This is a genomic window from Pseudomonas sp. NFACC16-2 (genome assembly GCF_900119205.1).
Taxonomy (GTDB): Bacteria; Pseudomonadota; Gammaproteobacteria; order Pseudomonadales; family Pseudomonadaceae; genus Aquipseudomonas; species Aquipseudomonas fluorescens_Q.
This window is the reverse complement of record NZ_FPIX01000001.1, coordinates 286,014-303,605: the sequence shown is the minus strand read 5'-3', so window position 1 is coordinate 303,605 and position 17,592 is coordinate 286,014. Positions and strand designations below refer to the sequence as shown.

15 protein-coding genes and 1 pseudogene are annotated in these 17,592 nt (G+C 60.4%); 6 read left to right on the top strand and 10 right to left on the bottom strand.

Annotation, left to right across the window (positions count from 1 at the left end; genetic code table 11):
• The 7 genes from BT116_RS01180 to argH all read right to left on the bottom strand — a co-directional run bounded on the left by BT116_RS01180 (position 1) and on the right by argH (position 7,351).
• Positions 1–1,392, bottom strand: coding sequence for an MmgE/PrpD family protein (locus tag BT116_RS01180; RefSeq protein ID WP_072339285.1), 1,392 nt, complete (start codon positions 1,390–1,392; stop codon positions 1–3).
• Positions 1,389–2,276 carry a polysaccharide deacetylase family protein gene (locus BT116_RS01175; RefSeq protein WP_072339283.1) on the bottom strand — a complete coding sequence of 296 codons (888 nt, stop codon included), beginning with the start codon at positions 2,274–2,276 and terminating at the stop codon, positions 1,389–1,391. Before BT116_RS01175 ends, BT116_RS01180 begins: the two co-directional genes overlap by 4 nt.
• Positions 2,269–3,117, bottom strand: a complete 849-nt coding sequence (locus BT116_RS01170) for a polysaccharide deacetylase family protein (RefSeq protein ID WP_063321802.1) — start codon at positions 3,115–3,117, stop codon at positions 2,269–2,271. Before BT116_RS01170 ends, BT116_RS01175 begins: the two co-directional genes overlap by 8 nt.
• A 148-nt stretch (positions 3,118–3,265) precedes the next feature.
• On the bottom strand, positions 3,266–4,090 hold the full coding sequence (locus BT116_RS01165; RefSeq protein WP_072339281.1) for an ABC transporter substrate-binding protein: 825 nt from the start codon (positions 4,088–4,090) through the stop codon (positions 3,266–3,268).
• A 39-nt stretch (positions 4,091–4,129) separates the two neighbouring features.
• Complete coding sequence (locus BT116_RS01160) at positions 4,130–4,894, bottom strand: amino acid ABC transporter ATP-binding protein (RefSeq protein ID WP_008001408.1); 765 nt, start codon at positions 4,892–4,894, stop codon at positions 4,130–4,132.
• A gap of 10 nt (positions 4,895–4,904) precedes the next feature.
• Entirely contained in the window at positions 4,905–5,783 is an 879-nt protein-coding gene (locus BT116_RS01155; RefSeq protein WP_063321800.1) for an amino acid ABC transporter permease, read from the bottom strand.
• 140 nt (positions 5,784–5,923) lie between these two features.
• Positions 5,924–7,351, bottom strand: coding sequence for an argininosuccinate lyase (gene argH / locus BT116_RS01150; protein ID WP_072339279.1), 1,428 nt, complete (start codon positions 7,349–7,351; stop codon positions 5,924–5,926).
• A gap of 295 nt (positions 7,352–7,646) precedes the next feature.
• Here argH and BT116_RS01145 point away from each other — a divergent pair, with 295 nt between their 5' ends.
• From BT116_RS01145 to BT116_RS01130, 4 genes are all read left to right on the top strand, one after another.
• Complete coding sequence (locus tag BT116_RS01145; RefSeq protein ID WP_072339277.1) at positions 7,647–8,612, top strand: LysR family transcriptional regulator; 966 nt, start codon at positions 7,647–7,649, stop codon at positions 8,610–8,612.
• A 334-nt stretch (positions 8,613–8,946) separates the two neighbouring features.
• Positions 8,947–9,852, top strand: a complete 906-nt coding sequence (gene gcvA / locus BT116_RS01140; protein WP_072339275.1) for a transcriptional regulator GcvA — start codon at positions 8,947–8,949, stop codon at positions 9,850–9,852.
• Positions 9,853–9,920: 68 nt separating this feature from the next.
• Positions 9,921–10,748 carry a DMT family transporter gene (locus tag BT116_RS01135; RefSeq protein WP_072339273.1) on the top strand — a complete coding sequence of 276 codons (828 nt, stop codon included), beginning with the start codon at positions 9,921–9,923 and terminating at the stop codon, positions 10,746–10,748.
• A 34-nt stretch (positions 10,749–10,782) separates the two neighbouring features.
• Positions 10,783–11,544: an SDR family oxidoreductase gene (locus tag BT116_RS01130; protein WP_072339271.1), complete on the top strand. Its 762-nt coding sequence runs from the start codon at positions 10,783–10,785 to the stop codon at positions 11,542–11,544.
• 96 nt (positions 11,545–11,640) lie between these two features.
• On the opposite strand, the gene BT116_RS01125 is transcribed toward BT116_RS01130, so the two are convergent.
• The 3 genes from BT116_RS01125 to BT116_RS01115 form a co-directional block, all read right to left on the bottom strand.
• Positions 11,641–12,567 (bottom strand): sugar ABC transporter substrate-binding protein, encoded by a 927-nt coding sequence (locus BT116_RS01125; protein ID WP_072339269.1) that lies wholly within the window; start codon positions 12,565–12,567, stop codon positions 11,641–11,643.
• An 80-nt stretch (positions 12,568–12,647) separates the two neighbouring features.
• A complete protein-coding gene (locus tag BT116_RS01120; protein WP_072339267.1) occupies positions 12,648–13,439 on the bottom strand; it encodes a TIM barrel protein in 792 nt (263 codons plus the stop codon).
• Positions 13,436–14,458, bottom strand: coding sequence for a Gfo/Idh/MocA family oxidoreductase (locus tag BT116_RS01115; RefSeq protein WP_072339265.1), 1,023 nt, complete (start codon positions 14,456–14,458; stop codon positions 13,436–13,438). Before BT116_RS01115 ends, BT116_RS01120 begins: the two co-directional genes overlap by 4 nt.
• 194 nt (positions 14,459–14,652) lie before the next feature.
• On the opposite strand from BT116_RS01115, the gene BT116_RS01110 reads away from it, so the two are divergent.
• A complete protein-coding gene (locus BT116_RS01110) occupies positions 14,653–16,644 on the top strand; it encodes a sigma-54 interaction domain-containing protein (protein WP_072339263.1) in 1,992 nt (663 codons plus the stop codon).
• A 299-nt stretch (positions 16,645–16,943) separates the two neighbouring features.
• Positions 16,944–17,465, top strand: a pseudogene (locus BT116_RS01105) (KUP/HAK/KT family potassium transporter); the annotation flags it as partial.
• Positions 17,466–17,592: the final 127 nt, after the last annotated feature.

Sequence of the window (17,592 nt, the reverse complement as noted above, 5' to 3'; positions counted from 1 at the left end):
TCAGATTTTTGGCGTTCGCCGCAATACCGCGTCGCTGCGAGCGCGGACAAGCCACCGATCCAGTGTGCGTACCGATTGCAGTTCTTCAATACGCCACAATTGCTCCAGTAGTCCTTCAGCCTGTTCCCGCGGCATCACCGGCATCGTCAAGCTGAAAAACTTCTGCTCCAGAGCCACATCAGTCAGCGGATTGCCTGGCGCGCCCAATGGTACTTCCACGCACAAGCTCGCCTGCCGGCCATCCACGGTCCGCAGCGTCACCACGGGCTCGCCATCCTCGGACAGGCGCGGGTCGATTTCAAGGTGAATGCGCGACAGCCATTGGGTCATATGCGGATCGTTGCGTTGCGAGTCGTCAAAAGCCTGCAATCGACAATGCCCTTGCACCAGCCGCGCGGCCAAGGCATACGACAGGCTCATTTGCGCGGCTGCAAGGGTGCTGACGTCCTGACCGCCACACATGTTGTGGAGAAACCTGCTCAGCAATACCTGCACGTCTTCGACCTGGTCGACCCGTGCATTCAGTTGATCCAGCAGCAGCCCCAGAGCGTCGATGGCCGAATGGGTCCCGCGGCAGGAGGCATGGGGTTTGATCGAGCAACGGGCGAGCTTCCAGACCACACCAAGGTCCGCATCCAGCGCTTCGGGCATGGAGGTCTCCGGGGCGAGGGTTTTCAGAAAACCACCCCAGACCTCATCGAACAACTGCGTCGGCCCGCTGATGCCCTGTTGGGCAAACCGCGCCGCCAGTAGCCCACCTTCTGCGGCTCGTCCGCTGTGCAGTTTCTTGCTCTGCGAACCGTCGTGGATAAAGGCCCACAGGCCACCGCTGAAACTGCCGGCAATGCCTAGCGCCGCGAGGGTTTGCCGCGCATCCAGGCCCAGGATGCATGCACTGGCTGCTGCCGCACCGAACACTCCACAGGTCGCGGTGGAATGCCAACCGGCGCCGTTGTGGGCTGAATAGCCACCGCATGCTTCGAGCACCCGACGGCCCACTTCGTAGCCGATCACTACGGCACAGATGAACTCACGACCACTCACTGGCCGCGCGAGCAGCGAAACTGCCGCCATCACCGCCGGGAGCACAACGGCACCGGAATGATCGCAGCCACCGGTGTCGTCCAGCTCCAGGGCATGGGCGGCAACACCGTTAAGCATTGCTGCCTGAGCCGCGTTAACCTGCAGATCAGTGCCCCAAACCGACACCTCACCCGTTTCACCGACAAACACCTTGCCCGCCTGTTCTGCGACACCGCTATCGGCTCCGGCCAGCGTCGCGCCGAACGTATCAAGAATGTGCCGCTTGGCTTGCGCCACCAATGCAGGAGGCAAATCTTCAAACCGCAGGTCCACACAGAATTGCGCCAGACGTTGCAGACGTTCGCTCATAAAACGTAATCCCGATAATGTCGCTCGTAAACGGACGCCGGATGATCCTCGGCGACTGGCGTTGCGGTTTCTGCCCACCACTGCGCGACCTCGGCCCCCGTGGCGATCCACACGTCATCGTGCTGTTGAATGCCCTCGATCAACTCGCGCAACACGCCTATCCGTCCCGGCGTGGCGATGATTTCCGGGTGGAGGCGAAGGACGTAGCACAGGCCAAAGCGATGAAACCCAGCGAAGTCCATCTGCAGGTTGCCCAAGGTGTGGCTGTAGGACGCGATCCGCGATTGCCCCGGCGGCACCGCCGGGCTCAGGTTGAAGGCGAAGTAAGGCTCGTCTTCCAGTTCATGATGCAGGGGGAGTTCAATGACGCTGGGTGCAGTTGGGTGAGCGAATGGCAAGTCATCGCCGCACCACGACGAGGACCAGCGGATGCCCTGGACTTTCAAGGCCTCGATGAACCCCGGTGCGGCATTGCCCGCCGGGATTCGAAAGCCGACCGGCCGCTGGCCGGTCAGTCCGGCCAGGGCCTCACAGCCCTTGGCGATGTCATCGCTTTGCGCGGCCAGGTCCAGCGTGTCGTAGTCTTGATGACGATAACCAGCGCAGGCGATTTCATGGCCGTCGGCCTGGATCGCCTGAATGTGTTCGGGGTTTTCCTGCGCAACGATGCCGGGGACAAACCAACTGCTGGAGACCTCGAGTTCCTTGAACAGGCCGAGCAACCGCTCCACGCCGCGTTGGGTGCCGTAGCGCCATACCGACAAGGTCTTGTCACGTCCGGCGACTTCCGGGGCCTGGGTCAGGATGCCGTGGATGTCGTTGTAATCGACGCTCAGTACCACGGCGCAGCGATAACCTTTCGGCCAGGGAGTGAGATCAGCCATGGTGATGCTCCTTTAGCCACCACTGGGCGACGTCGCGGCAGGTGGCGAACCATACGTCGTCGCGCTGGCGCATGTGCTCGAAGAGTTTTTCCAGCAGCAGGATGCGCCCCGGCTTACCGGTAATCTTGGGGTGGAACAGGGTGGTCAGGCATAAGCCTTCGCCCATCGCGCCGTCGTATTCGCGGCACCAGTTATCCAAGGTCAGCGCGTAGCTGGCCGTGCGGTCCAGCCCGCAAGGGAAGTTCGGCGCGCGGGTATAGGCGAGGGAGGCGTAGTCGTCCATTTCCCAGCGGCCAGGGATTTCCACCAGCGGCGTATCGAACCCCGGCACGTTCACCAAGTACGGTCGATCGTCTCCACGCATGCTGCTGGAATAGGTAACGCCGGCCTCCACCAGCATGGCCGGGGTTTCGGCACGCCAGTCGCCGGACGGCGTCCGAAAACCTTCTGCGCGAATGTTCAGGTGTTTCCAGAACACCTCGCGGGAGGTGTTCATCACCTCTTTTTGCTGATCCAGCGTCAGGGCGTAAAAAGATTCGTGTTTGTAGCCGTGATAAGCCACCTCATGCCCGCGTTCGACAATCGCCTGGCACTGTATCGGCCAGTTCTCTACGACCCAGGCCGGCACGAAGAATGTCGTCGGGATACGGAACTCGTCGAGCAGATCGAGCAGGCGTGGTAGCGCCCGGTAAGGACCATAGCCACCGAAACCGAAGTACTCGGGCTTGCGCCAGATCGAGCCGTTGAGCATGGCGTCACCGGTCGGGCCATCGAGGTCGAAGGCCAGGGCCAGGCAGGCCTTGTATTTGTCAGGCCAGGTGGGTTGGGGCGAGGAGGACATCTGTAGTGCTCCAATAATCTTTCAAATACACAACCTATCCCTGTGGGAGCGAGCTTGCTCGCGATGAAGTCGGCACACTCAACATCTGCGCCGGCTTCATCGCTTTCGCGAGCAAGCCCGCTCCCTCATTGGATTAGGGGGGGCGCGGTTACTTCCCGGCGTTGATGGTAACGGTCTTGATTGCACCCAGTTCCAAGTCCCATTTTTTAAGGATCGCCTGGTAGCTGCCGTCATCGATCATGCTCTGCAGCGCAACCTTCACCGCTTCGCTGAGCTCGGGTTTTTTCTTGCTCACGCCCATCCCACTGAACTGCTCGGAGATCGGCAGGCCCACGGTCTTGTACATGTCCTTTTCCTGGGTCTTGAGGTAGGGCAGGGTTTCGCTACCCTGCATGGCCGCATCGATGCGACTCTGGCGCAGTTGCGCACGGGCATCGGCCGAGCCTTCGGTGCCGATCACATTGATCGCAGGCTTGCCGGCGGCTTCACAGTTGGCCTTGCTCCACTCGGCAATTTCCGTCGGGAAGGTGGTGCGGCGGCTGGTGCCGACTTTTTTGCCGCACAGGTCGACGATCTCGTTGGTGTCCTTGTTTTTCTGCAGGGTGTAGAACTGCGGACCGCTGGTGAAGTAGTCGATGAAGGTCACGCTGGCCTGACGTTCGGCGGTGTCGGTCATGCCCGACAGCACCATGTCCACGCGGTCGGTGGTCAGGGCGTTGATCATTTGTTCGAAGCCGGTTTCCTGCCATTTGATCTTCACGCCCAGGCGTTCGGCCAGGGCATTGCCCAGGTCATAGTCCAGACCGGTGAGGGTGTTGGTGGCCGGGTCCTTGAAATCCATCGGCGGGTAGTTCGGCATGATCGCTACGACGATCTCGCCCTTGGCCTTGATACTGGCCGGCAATTCAGTGGCGAGGGTGAAGCCGGATGCCATAACGCCTGCGAGCAATGCTGGAATAACGAAGTTCTTCATGGTCGTTCTCTTTTGAGTGTTGTGAGCGCCAACGGGCGCTTAGGTTCGAACGGCAGAAATGAAGCTTTGGGTGCGAGGGTTTTGCGGACTTATTAGTATTTCTTCGGGGCTTCCAGCCTCCACGATCTGCCCGCCGTCCATGAACACCATGCGGTTGGAAACCTCGCGAGCGAAGCCCAGTTCATGGGTGACGACGATCATGGTCATGCCGGTCTGCGCCAGATCGCGCATCACCGACAGCACCTCACCGACCAGTTCCGGGTCGAGTGCCGAAGTGGGTTCATCGAACAGCATCAGCTTGGGGCGCATGGCCAATGCACGAGCGATGGCGACGCGTTGCTGCTGGCCGCCCGAAAGCTCGATCGGGTAGCTGTTGCGCTTGTCGGCCAGGCCGACGCGGGCGAGCAGCTCCAGCGCTTCCTCATTTGCCTCTTTGGGTGAGCGCTTGAGCACCTGGCACGGTCCTTCGATGATGTTCTGCAGCACGGTCATGTGCGGGAACAGGTTGAACCGTTGAAACACCATGCCGGTGGACAGCCGCTGGCGGGCGATCTGCGTTTCGTTGAGTTCGTGCAGCTTGTTGCCGACGATCCGGTAGCCCACCAGTTCGCCGTCGACCCACAGGCCGCCTTTGTCGATTTTTTCCAACTGGTTGACGCAGCGCAGCAAGGTGCTTTTTCCCGAGCCGGACGGGCCGATGATGCACAGCACTTCGCCTTGCTCGACTTCGATGTTGATGTCCTTGAGCGCGTGGAACTGGTCGTAGTATTTATTCAGGCTCACGGCCTTGACGATGCTTCTCATGGGGAACTCCTCAGGAACGCTTGCCGGCGCCGCGGGCGAAACGACGCTCCAGGCGGCTCTGACCAAAGGACAGGACGGTGACGGTGGCCAGGTACCAGATGCCGGCGACGATCAGCAGCTCCATCACGCGGGCGTTGGCGTAGTAGATGTTCTGGGCGTTGTAGAGCAGTTCCGAGTATTGGATGACGCTCGCCAGCGAGGTCATTTTCACCATGCCGATGAACTCGTTTCCCACCGGTGGAATGATGATGCGCATGGCCTGGGGCAGGATGATTCGACGCAGCGCTTGCAGGCGCGGCATGCCGATCGACTTCGCGGCTTCATACTGCCCGGTGTCCACCGAGAGCAGACCGGCACGCACCACTTCAGCGGTGTAGGCACCTTGGTTGATGCTCAAGCCAAGCAGGGCCGCCACGAATGGGGTCATCAGGCTCACGGTGTCCATTTCGAACAGGCCGGGGATGCCTATGGTGGGGAAGATCAGCGCCAGGTTGAACCACAACAGCAGTTGCAGGATCAGCGGCGTACCGCGAAACAGCCAGGTGTAGATCAGCGCCACATAGCGCAGGATCGGGTTGGCCGACATGCGCATGATCGCGGTGATCACACCGAACACGATCCCCAGCGCCATCGCCAGCACCGCCATGACGACGGTGTTGAGCAGGCCCCACATGATCGCCTGGGAGGTCAGGAACTGGCCGATGTACGACCATTCGATCTTGCCTTCGGCGAAGGCGCGCACCAGGCCGATGAGTGCGATGACGATCACCGTGGCGAAGAAGATCCGCCCGTAGTAGCGCCGGGGCACATGATCGTACTGGGTGATGTCGAACTGGTTTTCCGCCAGCTTGCGCTCCGCCTGGAGTCGTTCTGCCTGTGTCTGGCTCATGGTGGTTCTCCGTACTCGGTTTCGGCGCTATCGCTGTGGGAGCGAGCTTGCTCGCGATAGCGGTGGGTCAGTCCACGTTGATGTTGAAGGTGAAGCCGTAATCGCGAGCAAGCTCGCTCCCACAGGTTTTGCGTGCCGCTTCAGAGGCGAAAGCCCTGATAGTCCTCGGTCCATTGCTGCTGGGCGGCGAGGGCGGTTTTCAACCGGCCGATCTGTTCGCGCACCTGTTGTGGCGCGGTCCCGCCCCAGCCGCTACGGGCAGCGATGGCGGCTTCGAGGGTCAGGCTTTCGCGCACTTGCGGTGTGAGGCGCGGGTCGATTTCCGCCAGCAGTGCGGAGGAGGCTTCCCACAATTCGATATCGTTTTTCTCGCAAGCCTGGACCAACGCGCCGGTGATCTCGTGAGCTTCCTTGAACGGCACGCCGCGCACTGCCAGCCAATCGGCGACTTCGGTGGCGAGGGTGAAGCCCAGCGGTGCCTGGCGACGCAGTTCTTCGACGTTGACCTTCATGGTCGCAACCATTCCGGCCATGGCCGGCAGCACCAGCAACAGGGTGTCGACGCTGTCGAGCACGCCGTTCTTGTCTTCGCTCAAGTCGCGGTTGTAGGACAGTGGCAAGGATTTGAGGGTGGACAGCAGGCCGGTCAGGTTGCCGATCAGGCGTCCGGCCTTGCCCCGTGCCAGTTCGGCGATGTCTGGATTCTTTTTCTGCGGCATGATCGAACTGCCGGTGGCGAAGGCGTCATCGAGCGCGACCCAGCGGAACTGCCGCGACGACCACAGGCAAAACTCTTCGGCCAGGCGCGAGATATTGATGCCGAGCATGCTGGCGATGAACAGGAACTCGGCGACGTGATCGCGACTGGCAACGGCGTCGATGGAGTTTTCGCAAACACCGCTATAGCCCATTTCCTTTGCCGATTGCTGAGGCAGACGCGCGATAGCCGAGCCAGCCATGGCCGCCGCACCCAGTGGCGACAGTGACGTACGCACGTCCCAGTCCACCAGGCGCTGCACGTCGCGCAGCATCGACTGGGCGTGGGCCAGCAGGTGATGAGCGAACACGATCGGTTGTGCCTGTTGCAGGTGGGTGAAGCCGGGGCAAATAGTCTCGATGTGTTGCTCGGCCTGGTCCACCAGTGCCTGCTGCAAACCCAGCACTTCAACGGCCAGGGTGCGCACGTGGTCACGCAGGAACAGCCGCAGGTCGTTGGCGGTCTGGTCGTTGCGCGAACGACCGGCACGCAGCTTGCCACCGAGGGCGCCGAGGCGTTCTGTCAGCAGGCGCTCGATAAAGGTGTGGACGTCTTCGTCATCCAGGGTCGGGGCGATGCCGCCAGCGCGGTAGTCCGCGCCGATGCGTTCCAGGGCGTCGAGCATGGTCAGGGTTTCTTGCTCGCTCAGTAGTCCGGCGCGCTGCAATTCCCGGGCATGGGCCTTGGAGCCGGCGAGGTCATACGGGGTAAGTCGGAAGTAACGCTCAGGGCAACGGGAGAGGGCCGCCAGGGCTGCGGAAGGGCCGCTTTTGAAGCGAGCACCCCAGAGACGGTCGGTGGTTTGGGCCATTGTTGTTTTCCTCGTCAGTAACGCGAACTGAAATGGGTAATCCGGGCCCAAACGTCGCCGGAAAATAGGCGTGCGAAATCGGGCCAGAGCAGTTTTCAAGGGGCAGTTGCAACGGGGCGAGAGCTGATCGAAGTGTCAGCTTTTAATGTTTCGAGATCAGTGGTTTGGCATGGAGGCCTGGGATTTATTGGCGGTTGCCAAGGCTGGTTTTCTGTGTTCATTATTATTAGGCCAGCTATATTTTTTGTTGTTGGACACAGATTGTTGGATAGGGCGCCAGAGGTAAATAAGCATTATGGAAACCCCACTTTCCAATTCCGGAAACCCGCCGCCGAAACCGCTGCAACGGGCACCGTTAGCCCTCAGTGGGCTGGACTTCAAACTGCTCAAGGTGTTCAAGGCCGTGGTCGAGGCAGGAGGCTTCAGTGCTGCGCAAAATGAGCTGAATGTAGGGTTGGCAGCCATTAGCAAACAGATTTCCGATCTGGAAATCCGTATCGGCATGCGCCTTTGCACGCGGGGGCGAGAGGGGTTTCACCTGACAGAAGAAGGGCGTCTGGTATATCAGGCGTCAATAGATTTATTTGCCTCGGTTGACAATTTCCGCGATCGTCTTAGTTCCGCACAAAATGAACTTGTCGGCGATCTTGGCGTGGGGGTTATTGATAATACGATCTCTGATTCCAATTCGCCGTTAGTTGCCGCGCTTAAGCATATAAATGAACAGTCGCCCAAGGTCAGGTTTCAACTTCAGGCCACGCAACTTGATGAGGTTGAAAGAGGTGTCGTCGAGGGGCGATTGGTGGCGGGAATTGTGCCGATTTATCAAAAGCGCGAAGAGTTCGATTACTACGCGTTATACGAAGAGCGCTCGGAGGTTTATTGCGCGCTCGGCCACCCGCTGTTCTCCATGGCGGACGCGGACATGGGGGAAAATGTGCTCAAGGATTACGAGTGCATCAACCATCGCTACGCGATTCATCGCGACAAACTGAAATTTGCCCACTACGACAGCTTTTCCGCCTCGGCAACCCAGGTGGAGGCCGTTGCACTGCTGATCAAAACAGGGTGTTTCCTGGGCTTCCTGCCCCAGCATTACGCCGCGCCGATGGTCGCGCGGGGCGAGTTTCGCGCGGTGCGCCCGGACCTGTTCAACATCGTCACGCCGTTCAGTCTGATACTGCGCCATAACATAGTGCGCAGCCCCTTGGTCAAGGCATTTGCTCTGGCATTGGGCGTGGACTTAAAAGTCCCGGTATGATTGTTTTTCGCGTTAAACACTAACGTGCACCGGTTACGAACAACAACGATTGACCAAGCGTAAAGGCCCAGCATTACAGTAGTACTAACGCCGTTCTATTCGGCCTCTGTTGCGTCGACCGATTGAGTCTACAGCTGATTGTTGCCAGTCAAGGCACGGAGAAGTCGGCTCTCCCAGACTGATGGACCTGTTCATGGACGGTCTATGCGCTGACATCCCCGAAAGCTTGAAGAAGAAACCGTCGAGAACTTAACTAAGCGCTCGACGAACAGTGTGCCTACAACGAGCGATGCAAAGGCGCTAGCATGAGCGTTTACTCATAGAAGGGACCATCATGCGAAACCTCCCTCCTTCTTCGAGCCTGCGCGCCTTTGAAGCCGCTACGCGGCACGCCACGTTCACCGCGGCAGCAGAGGAGTTGCATGTCACACAGAGCGCAGTGAGCCACCAGCTCAAGCATTTGGAACAGCTCTGGGGATTGCAACTGTTTCATCGTGGTAACTCGCTGCACCTGACCTCGGCAGGCGCAGCGCTTGCGCCCATCGTGCGGGAGTTCTTCATGAAGCTCGAGGCCACCTTGGCCGATCTGCGCGAGCAGAACGGGCGACAGCGGCTGAGCGTGAGCACGACCTATTCTTTCGCCTTGAAGTGGTTGCTGCCCAGGCTGCCTGACTTGGCGCAAGCGCATCCGGAAATTCTGCTTACCCTGGACAGTACCGATAGCCCCATTAATTTCTCGACGACAGACCCGGACGTGGCTATCCGCCTGGGCAACGGGCATTTTCCTTCGCTGTTTTCAGAATTTCTGTTCCGCGAGCAGATTTTCCCGGTCGCCAGCCCAGCGTTGCTTGCACGCTTTGGTACGCCTCAAACGGCCGCCGAATTGCTGCGCTATCCGCTGCTTACGCGCGATGGCGCAGCGTTGGTGCCGAAATGGGAGCAGTGGTTTGCCCAGGTGGGCGTCGAGGTCACGAGTTTGAAGGAAAGCATTCGCTACGCAGATACCAATATGACCATCGAGGCGGCGCTCCTGGGACAAGGGATCGCGCTGGCACGCAGCGGGCATGTCGAAGCCGAACTCAATGACGGCCGTCTTGAAAGGCTTTTCGAACTGCCGTGTGCATCGCCCCTGGCGTATTACTTCGTATGCCCCAAGGGGATCGAGACCCAGCCTCATATCACCCACTTTCGTCGTTGGCTGATTACCCAGGCCCTGGATGCGCAGCACGCTTATGCATGAGGTTTTCTTCATGCGGGGATGAGGAAACTTTGCTTTTTTGGCGCTACTCGATCGGTCTAGGATGATGCATGCCTTTACACATCATCTGCCTCGTCTTGTTCGCCGCGCTGCTGCACGCCAGTTGGAATGCCATGCTGCGCGGGGGCACCGACCGTTTGTGGTCCATGACCATCATGTGCGTGGCGATAGCCTTGGCGAGCGTCATCGTGGCGGCGCTGCTGGCGCCGCCCGCCCGTGCCAGCTGGTTCTGCGTCGGACTCTCCGCTGTATTGCACGTGGGTTACAACCTGTTCCTGGTGCGCAGTTACAAGTCCGGCGACCTGGGCCAGACCTATCCAATCGCCCGCGGTGTATCCCCGATCCTGATCGTCCTGGCCGCTTCGCTGTTCGCGGGCGAGCGGGTGGCGCCGAGTGGTCTGCTAGGTATTGCGTTGGTGTCGACCGGAATCCTCTCGCTGGCTTATACCGGGCGCCGGCGGGCGTTACCTGACTTGCCCTACGCACTGGGAACCGGTTTTTTCATTGCCGCCTACAGCGTCGTCGATGGCATGGGTGTTCGCCTTTCCGGGGCGCCAATGGCCTACACCGCCTGGATGTGCCTGTTGTGGGGCGTGATGATGCCCCTGGTTTATATCGGACTGCGAGATGCCAGCAGCCTCTTTGCCTGGCGGCCAGGTATCGCCGCAGCCTTCGCTGGCGGGTTGGTTTCGTTGCTGGCCTACGGCGTCGTGATCTATGCCATGGCCCATGCCCCGATGGGAGCGGTGTCCGCCCTGCGGGAAACCAGTGTCATGTTCGCCGCGTTGATCGGGTACGCCTTTCTTGGCGAAGCATTGACCTTGCGCAAGCTGCTGGCCTGCGCCGTTATTGCGCTCGGTACGCTGGTGATCGGTTGACGCCACTTTTTTCATTGGGCTGTGAGGATTGACCATGAATGACCGTTCGCAAAACCCCGTGATCCTGATCACCGGAGGCGGGCGCGGGATCGGGGCGGCGACGGCCCTGCTGGCCGCTGAGCAAGGTTACAACGTCGTGCTGACCTACATCGCCGATGAGGCGTCGGCGTCGGTGGTGGCAGCGCAAGTCGAGGCCAAGGGGAGCCGTGCCTTGGCGGTACGTGCCGATAACGCCGACCCAGTTCAGGTCGCCGAACTCTTCGCCACCCTTGACCTGTGCTTCGGACGACTCGATGTGCTGGTCAACAACGCTTCGATATTGGCACGCCAATCTCGCTTGGAAGATCTCGGCTTCGAGCGCATGCAGCGAATCTTTGCGGTCAACACCTTGGGCCCGATGCTCTGCGCGCAACACGCGACCCGACGCATGGCCTACCGTTATGGCGGGCCTGGCGGTGCCGTCATCAATATCTCTTCAGCGTCAGCCCGCCTCGGTAGCCCGAATGAATACGTGGACTACGCAGCGTCCAAGGGAGCGGTTGAAACGTTCACGACCGGTTATGCCAAGGAAGTGGCCCGGGAGGGTATTCGGGTCAACTGCGTTCGCCCCGGGCATATCTACACCCAGATGCATGCCAGTGGCGGAGAGCCGGGCAGAGTCGACCGGGTGAAGGAGACGATCCCCATGGGGCGTGGCGGCCAGCCGGAGGAGGTGGCGCGGGCCATTCTCTGGTTGGCGGGGCCGCAGGCTTCGTTTGTGACGGGCACCTTTCTGGATGTGACCGGAGGGAAGTAGACCGGTTAGCGAGGTCGTCCTGCAAAGAATAGGATTTGGGCTTGCAAGTCGCCGCTGATCCCTGGCCGGGATCGCGGCGAAATGAGGGGCCTGTCGCTACTTGTAATGTTGCTCAAACACCGCCAACTGCTCAGGCTTGATCAACTGAAAGGGCACCCAGACGTCCGTTTCCACCGGTTCTCCCTTGATCATCTTGAGCGCTGCCTGTACCGCGCTGGTCGCCTGGGCCTTGGGGTCCTGGAACACCGAGGCGACCAGCATCCCGCGCTTGATCGCCGCCAGGCCATCGGGCAAGCCGTCGATCCCGACGATGGCGACCTCGCCCTTGGTTTTGCCGGCCTGCTGCAAGGCCATGGCCGCACCGATGGCCATCTCGTCGTTGTTGGCGACGATGGCGTCGAACCGACTGCCCGCCAGCAGCCAGTTACTGGTCAGGTCCATCCCTTTGTTGCGCTGCCACTCGGCGCTTTGCTGCTCGACGATCTTGATGCCGGGATAGTCCTTGAGCACCTGTTTGACGCCTTCGGTGCGGTCGTGGGTGGCGTTTTGTGCCAGGTCGCCCATGATGATCGCGAGGTTGCCCTTGCCGCCGAGCTTTTCGGCCAGGTAGCGCATCTGCAGTTGTCCGGCCTCGATGTCATTGGACGCCACCGTGACGACGCCTTTGGGCAAGGTGCGCTCGTCCGGGTGACGGTTGACGTAGACCAGCGGCGTCTTCGCTTCGACCGCGGCGCGGGTGATATTGGCCGTGGCGGAGGTGTCCACCGGCAGGACAATCACCGCGTCCACTTTCTGGTTGATAAAGCCTTGGACCTGGTTGAGTTGGCGCACCACGTCACCTTGGGCGTCCTCGAACTGGATCTTCACGTTTTCCTTTTTCGCGGCCTCGTCCAGGCCGTTACGCACGTAGGTCATGAAGTTGTCGTCGACCCTGGCGATGCTGACGCCGATGCGGTAGTCGGCGGCGGCCCATTGGCTGAACAGCAACAGCAGGGTGGCGAAAAGCAGTGTGCAACGACGCATGATGATTGTCCTTTTGTTGTTATGAGTTGTACGTCACCAAGAGATGAAAATCTGCCGCACGTCTTGAACACGGCGCGGCTTTATCCATCAAGCGTGAAGGCCTGCCGGAAACGCTCCAGCGCGATCTCGCTGTCACCGCTGGCCCAGCCTTCGAGGCCGACGACACCGCTGTATCCCATGCCGAACAAGGCCTTGGCAATGGCGGGATAGTGGATTTCACCGGTGCCTGGCTCCATGCGCCCCGGCACATCGGCGACCTGGATTTCGCCGATGGCGTTGCCGGCGCGCTGGATCAGTTCGATCAGGTTTCCTTCGCCGATCTGTGCGTGATAGAGGTCCAGGTTCATCTTCAGATGCGGGCTGCCCACGGCTTCGATCAGCGCCAGGGTATCGTCAGCGCGGGCGAACGGCGTACCCGGGTGGTCGACTGCGGTGTTGAGATTTTCCAGTAGGAACACCCGGCCTGCGTCTTCGCCCAGGCGGGCAATTTTTTCCAGCGTCTTGCAGGCGTTCAACCACATGCGCCCGGTGGTCCGGGCCACGGGGTTGACCGGCAGGCCCTGGTCACCCAGGCCGGTGCCATGCAGGTTCAGGCTCGGGCAGCTCAATTGAGCGGCGACCGCCAAGGATTCCTGGGCGCTGTCGAGCAGTTGCTGGATGCCCTCGGGATCGGTCAGGTTGCCTGAGATGTAGCCGGTCATGGAGGTGAAGTCCGCGCCGCTCGCTACGAGGGCTTGGATGTCCTTGGTCGTCCAGTTCCATATCTCGACGCTGAAGCCCAGGGCATGAATGCGTTTGACACGCTCGATGAAGGGCAGGTCGAGGAAGACCATTTCGGCGCTGATCGCCAGTTTGAACGGGATGAAACTCATGACCGTGCTCCTTGCACGCGCACCGCTTTGCCCTGTTGGAAGGACTCGATACAGGCACGGGCAATGGCCAGTGCCGCCCGCGCGTCTTCACCGCTGGCGAGAGGTTTTTCTCCACTGCGCACGCAGTTGGCGAAGTGGTTGAGCTCAGCCACATAGGCATCCCGCAGCAGGTCGGTGTCCATGCGCTGGGTGTCGGCCTGGACCCCATTGGCCAGGTAGCGCAGCAAGTCGGAGTCGTTGACGTTGCCCATGGTCAGCATGCCAGCGCTGCCGAACACTTCGCCGCGGACATCGTAGCCATACACGGCCTGGAAATTGGCCTCGGCCGTGGCGATGGCGCCGTTATCGAAACGGATCGTGACCACCGCAGTGTCGAGAAACCCTTTGTCCTTGTAGGTCGGTGCGATCAGGGCATCGGCCATCACAAAAACCTCAACCGCCTCGGCGCCCGGATTCAGGTAGCGCAAGGTGTCGAAGTCATGGATCAGGGTTTCCAGGAAGATCACCCATTGCGGCGACGCGGCCGGGTTGTTCAGCGCTGGGTCACGGGTCAGCGAGCGCAGCAGTTGTGGCGTACCGATCCGACCGGCAACCACGTCCAGGTGAGCGGTGCGGAAACTTTTGGCAAAGCGACGGTTGAAGCCGACTTGTAGCGTCACCCGTGCGTCGGCAGCGGCGGCGATGGCGCGGTCGGCTTCGTCCAGGGTGATGGCCATCGGTTTTTCGCAGAACACGCCTTTGCCGGCCCGGGCCGCACTGATCACCAACTCGGCATGGCTGCGGGCCGGAGCGGCGATCAGCACGGCGTCGATGTCCGGGTCATCGAGTAATTGCTGTGGGTCGGTATAGACCTTCTGCACGTCCAGTTCTGCCGCCAAGCGTGCGGCTTGGCCGGGCGTAGGGTCGGCGATGGCGGCGAGGCAGCCGCCGGGGATGTGCCGGGCGGCGGTCAGGCCGTGAAAACTGCCCATGCGGCCGGCGCCGATGAGGCCAAGGCGAAGGGTCTTGGATGTGCTCATGAACATGACTCCCTTTATTGTTTTTGCGACTCGGCGCTAAGAATGGCCTCGTCTGTGCAAGCAGGGAGCAAGCGCTGTGCCAATAGTTAACTAATTGATATTAAAAGTGTTTTATTCAATTCTATTCAAAATCATGTTCATTTAAATGACATGTCTATACTGACATGTCGAAAATATGAACATGTGGCCGAATCATGAACCAGCAACCTGCAGCATTGAGCGCCGAAGACCGTGACTACCTCACCACGCTGGGCCCCGCGTCGTTGAACCAAGGGCCAGGCACTGCGCTGGATGAGGCTTGGCGCGCGTGTTTGCAGGGGGCTATCGAACGGCCTGCGGGGATCCGCCGGGTGATTTGGGAATCCTGGTTGCGCAGCGTCCATGCCGGCCTCGACCCAGAAGACGGCGAGTACCGTTTTGTCGCGCCTGCCGACCTGACCGCGACACTGGCCGCCAACCGGGTGCTGATCGCTGCTGCGGCGCAAGTCATGCGCGGTTTGCTCGCCTATAACCCCAGGGGCCATATCAACCTGACCGATGCCGAAGGCACGACGTTGTATTTCTGTGGCCTGGACCTCACACCCATAGGCAGTCGATTGCTGGAGTCGGTACAGGGCACCAATTGCACCGGGCTGGCTATTGTCGAAGACCGTTTGGTGTATGTGCTGGCCGAGGAGAACTTCGGATTTGGCCTGCGCCAGCGTCGGATGCATTGCGCCGCCGCGCCAATCCGCGATGCCCAAGGCCGGACGCTGGGTATGTTGACCTTGACGGCAGAGCCCGGCTGGTTTCATTTCCATACGCTGGGCACCGTCCAGGCTGCGGCCGAGGCGGTCTCCAGGCAGATGGCGCTGCAAGCCTTGCTGGAAGAACAACAGACAGTCCTTGAGGTGCTCAACGAGGGCTTGGTGGTTTTGGATGAGCAGGGCCGCATCAAGGCCCTCAACCATTACGCGCGACAACTGTTCCGCGTCGGCCATGACCTGCTCGGCAGTCCGTTCAAGAGCCTGGGCCAGAGCGAATTGACCGATGCAGTCCTGCTCGCGGGCGGGGATGGCGTGCGCGACCTGGACTGCACCTTTGAATTGCCCGACCGCAGCCATCTGGCCTGCCTGGTGTCGGTCTGCCCGCTGGAGCAAGGCGGGCGGATTGTGTCGTTGCGCGAGAACCGACGCATCCGGGAAATCACCCGGCGGATCATTGGCACCCAGGCCAGCTACACCTTCGAAACCATCCTCGGCCGTTCACAGGCGATTGAGGATGCACTGCACCTGGCGCGGGTTGCCAGTCGCAGTGATTCGACCACGCTGATCCTCGGTGAGAGCGGCACTGGCAAGGAGCTGTTCGCCCAGGCCATCCATAATGGCAGTGACCGTTGTGGGGGGCCTTTTGTGGCGGTTAATTGCGGCGCCATTCCCCGTGACCTGGTGCAGAGCGAACTGTTTGGACATGTCGAAGGCGCTTTCACCGGAGCGGCGCGCGGTGGGTCGGCGGGCAAATTCGAATTGGCCGATGGTGGGACGATTTTCCTCGATGAAATCGGTGACATGTCCTTTGATGCGCAGGTCAGCCTGTTGCGTGTCCTGCAGGAAGGCGAGGTGACACGGGTGGGGGCGAAAAAATCGCTGCGGGTCAACGTGCGCATCATCGCCGCCACCCATCGCAACCTGAGCCAGGCCGTGGCCGAAGGCGCCTTTCGCGAGGACCTTTACTACCGGCTCAACGTGCTGAACCTGACGGTGCCGCCACTGCGGATGCGCCGCGAAGATGTACCGTTGCTCGCGCGGCATTTTCTCGCGCGATGTGCCCGGTCGCTACGCAAGTCGATGCAGGACCTTTCGCCCGCGGCGCTGGACATGCTTGGCGCCTATCACTGGCCAGGCAATGTTCGTGAGCTGGAAAATGTCATTGAGCGGGCGACCAACCTGGCGATGACTGAACTGATCGAGCCGAGCGATCTTGCCTTGGAAATCAGGCAGCGAGGGCGCCCATCGACATGGGGAAGTGCCCCTGGGCCGCGGATGGCGCCGGACCTGGGCACCCATGAGATGAATGCCATCATCGCCGCCCTCAAGGATACGCGCGGGAACATCCGCCTGGCTGCTCAACGGCTGAATGTGTCGCGTGGCGGGTTGTACAACAAAATGAGTCGGTTTGGGCTCAAGGTTGATGCGTTCCGTTCTTAGCGGGATGCTGTCGTAAATGCGCTGAAAATTGCCACGATCCCTCGCTGGGCTGCTGCTATAGAGCGTGCGCGATAACGCGTAAATGCCCGTGATGGGAAGCGTTAACGCGCAGTCCTGACGATGACCGACCAACGGGGAATGTAAGTTTTTACGGTTTCTTTACGGTAGTGTTATGGCCTGGAATGATACTGGCCGCGATTTTCAGATCGTCCGGGCGCCTTGCATTTCCAATGGCCTTGGCAAATCGTATTGCACGAGGATGGCATACACTTCCCCCCGTAATTTTATAGACGTAGCCCTTGAGCGAAGCAGCGATTCCCGCCCATGAAGACTCCCATACCAAAACATCAGGAGTGGGCTTGCTCGTCGCCGCGGTGGGCGTGGTTTATGGGGACATTGGCACCAGCCCGCTGTACACACTCAAAGAAGTGTTCGTCGGTCACTACGGCGTCCAGGCCAACCAGGACGGTGTACTGGGTATTCTGTCGTTGATCTTCTGGTCACTGATCTGGGTCGTCTCGATCAAGTACGTGCTGTTCATCCTTCGCGCCAACAACCAGGGCGAGGGGGGCATCATGGCCTTGACCGCATTGGCACGTCGGGCTGCGGCACCGTTTCCCAAAATGAGCAGGGTCTTGGTATTGCTCGGGCTGTTCGGCGCGGCACTGTTTTACGGGGACAGCATGATCACCCCGGCCATCTCGATGCTCTCGGCGGTCGAAGAGTTGCAGCTTGCGTTCGATGGAATCGAACGGTGGGTCGTTCCGCTGTCCGTGGTCATCCTGGTAGCGCTGTTCCTGATCCAAAAACAGAGGGTCGCTTGATTGGGCTGATGGCTCCTTGTGAGTCAACATAGCCAGCAAGGCCGACTCCGAAGAGGCGACGTGATCGAGATTCCTAGCGCGACTTTTCGAGCTGGGCCTATTGGCAAGGTGGATGCTGCTGCGC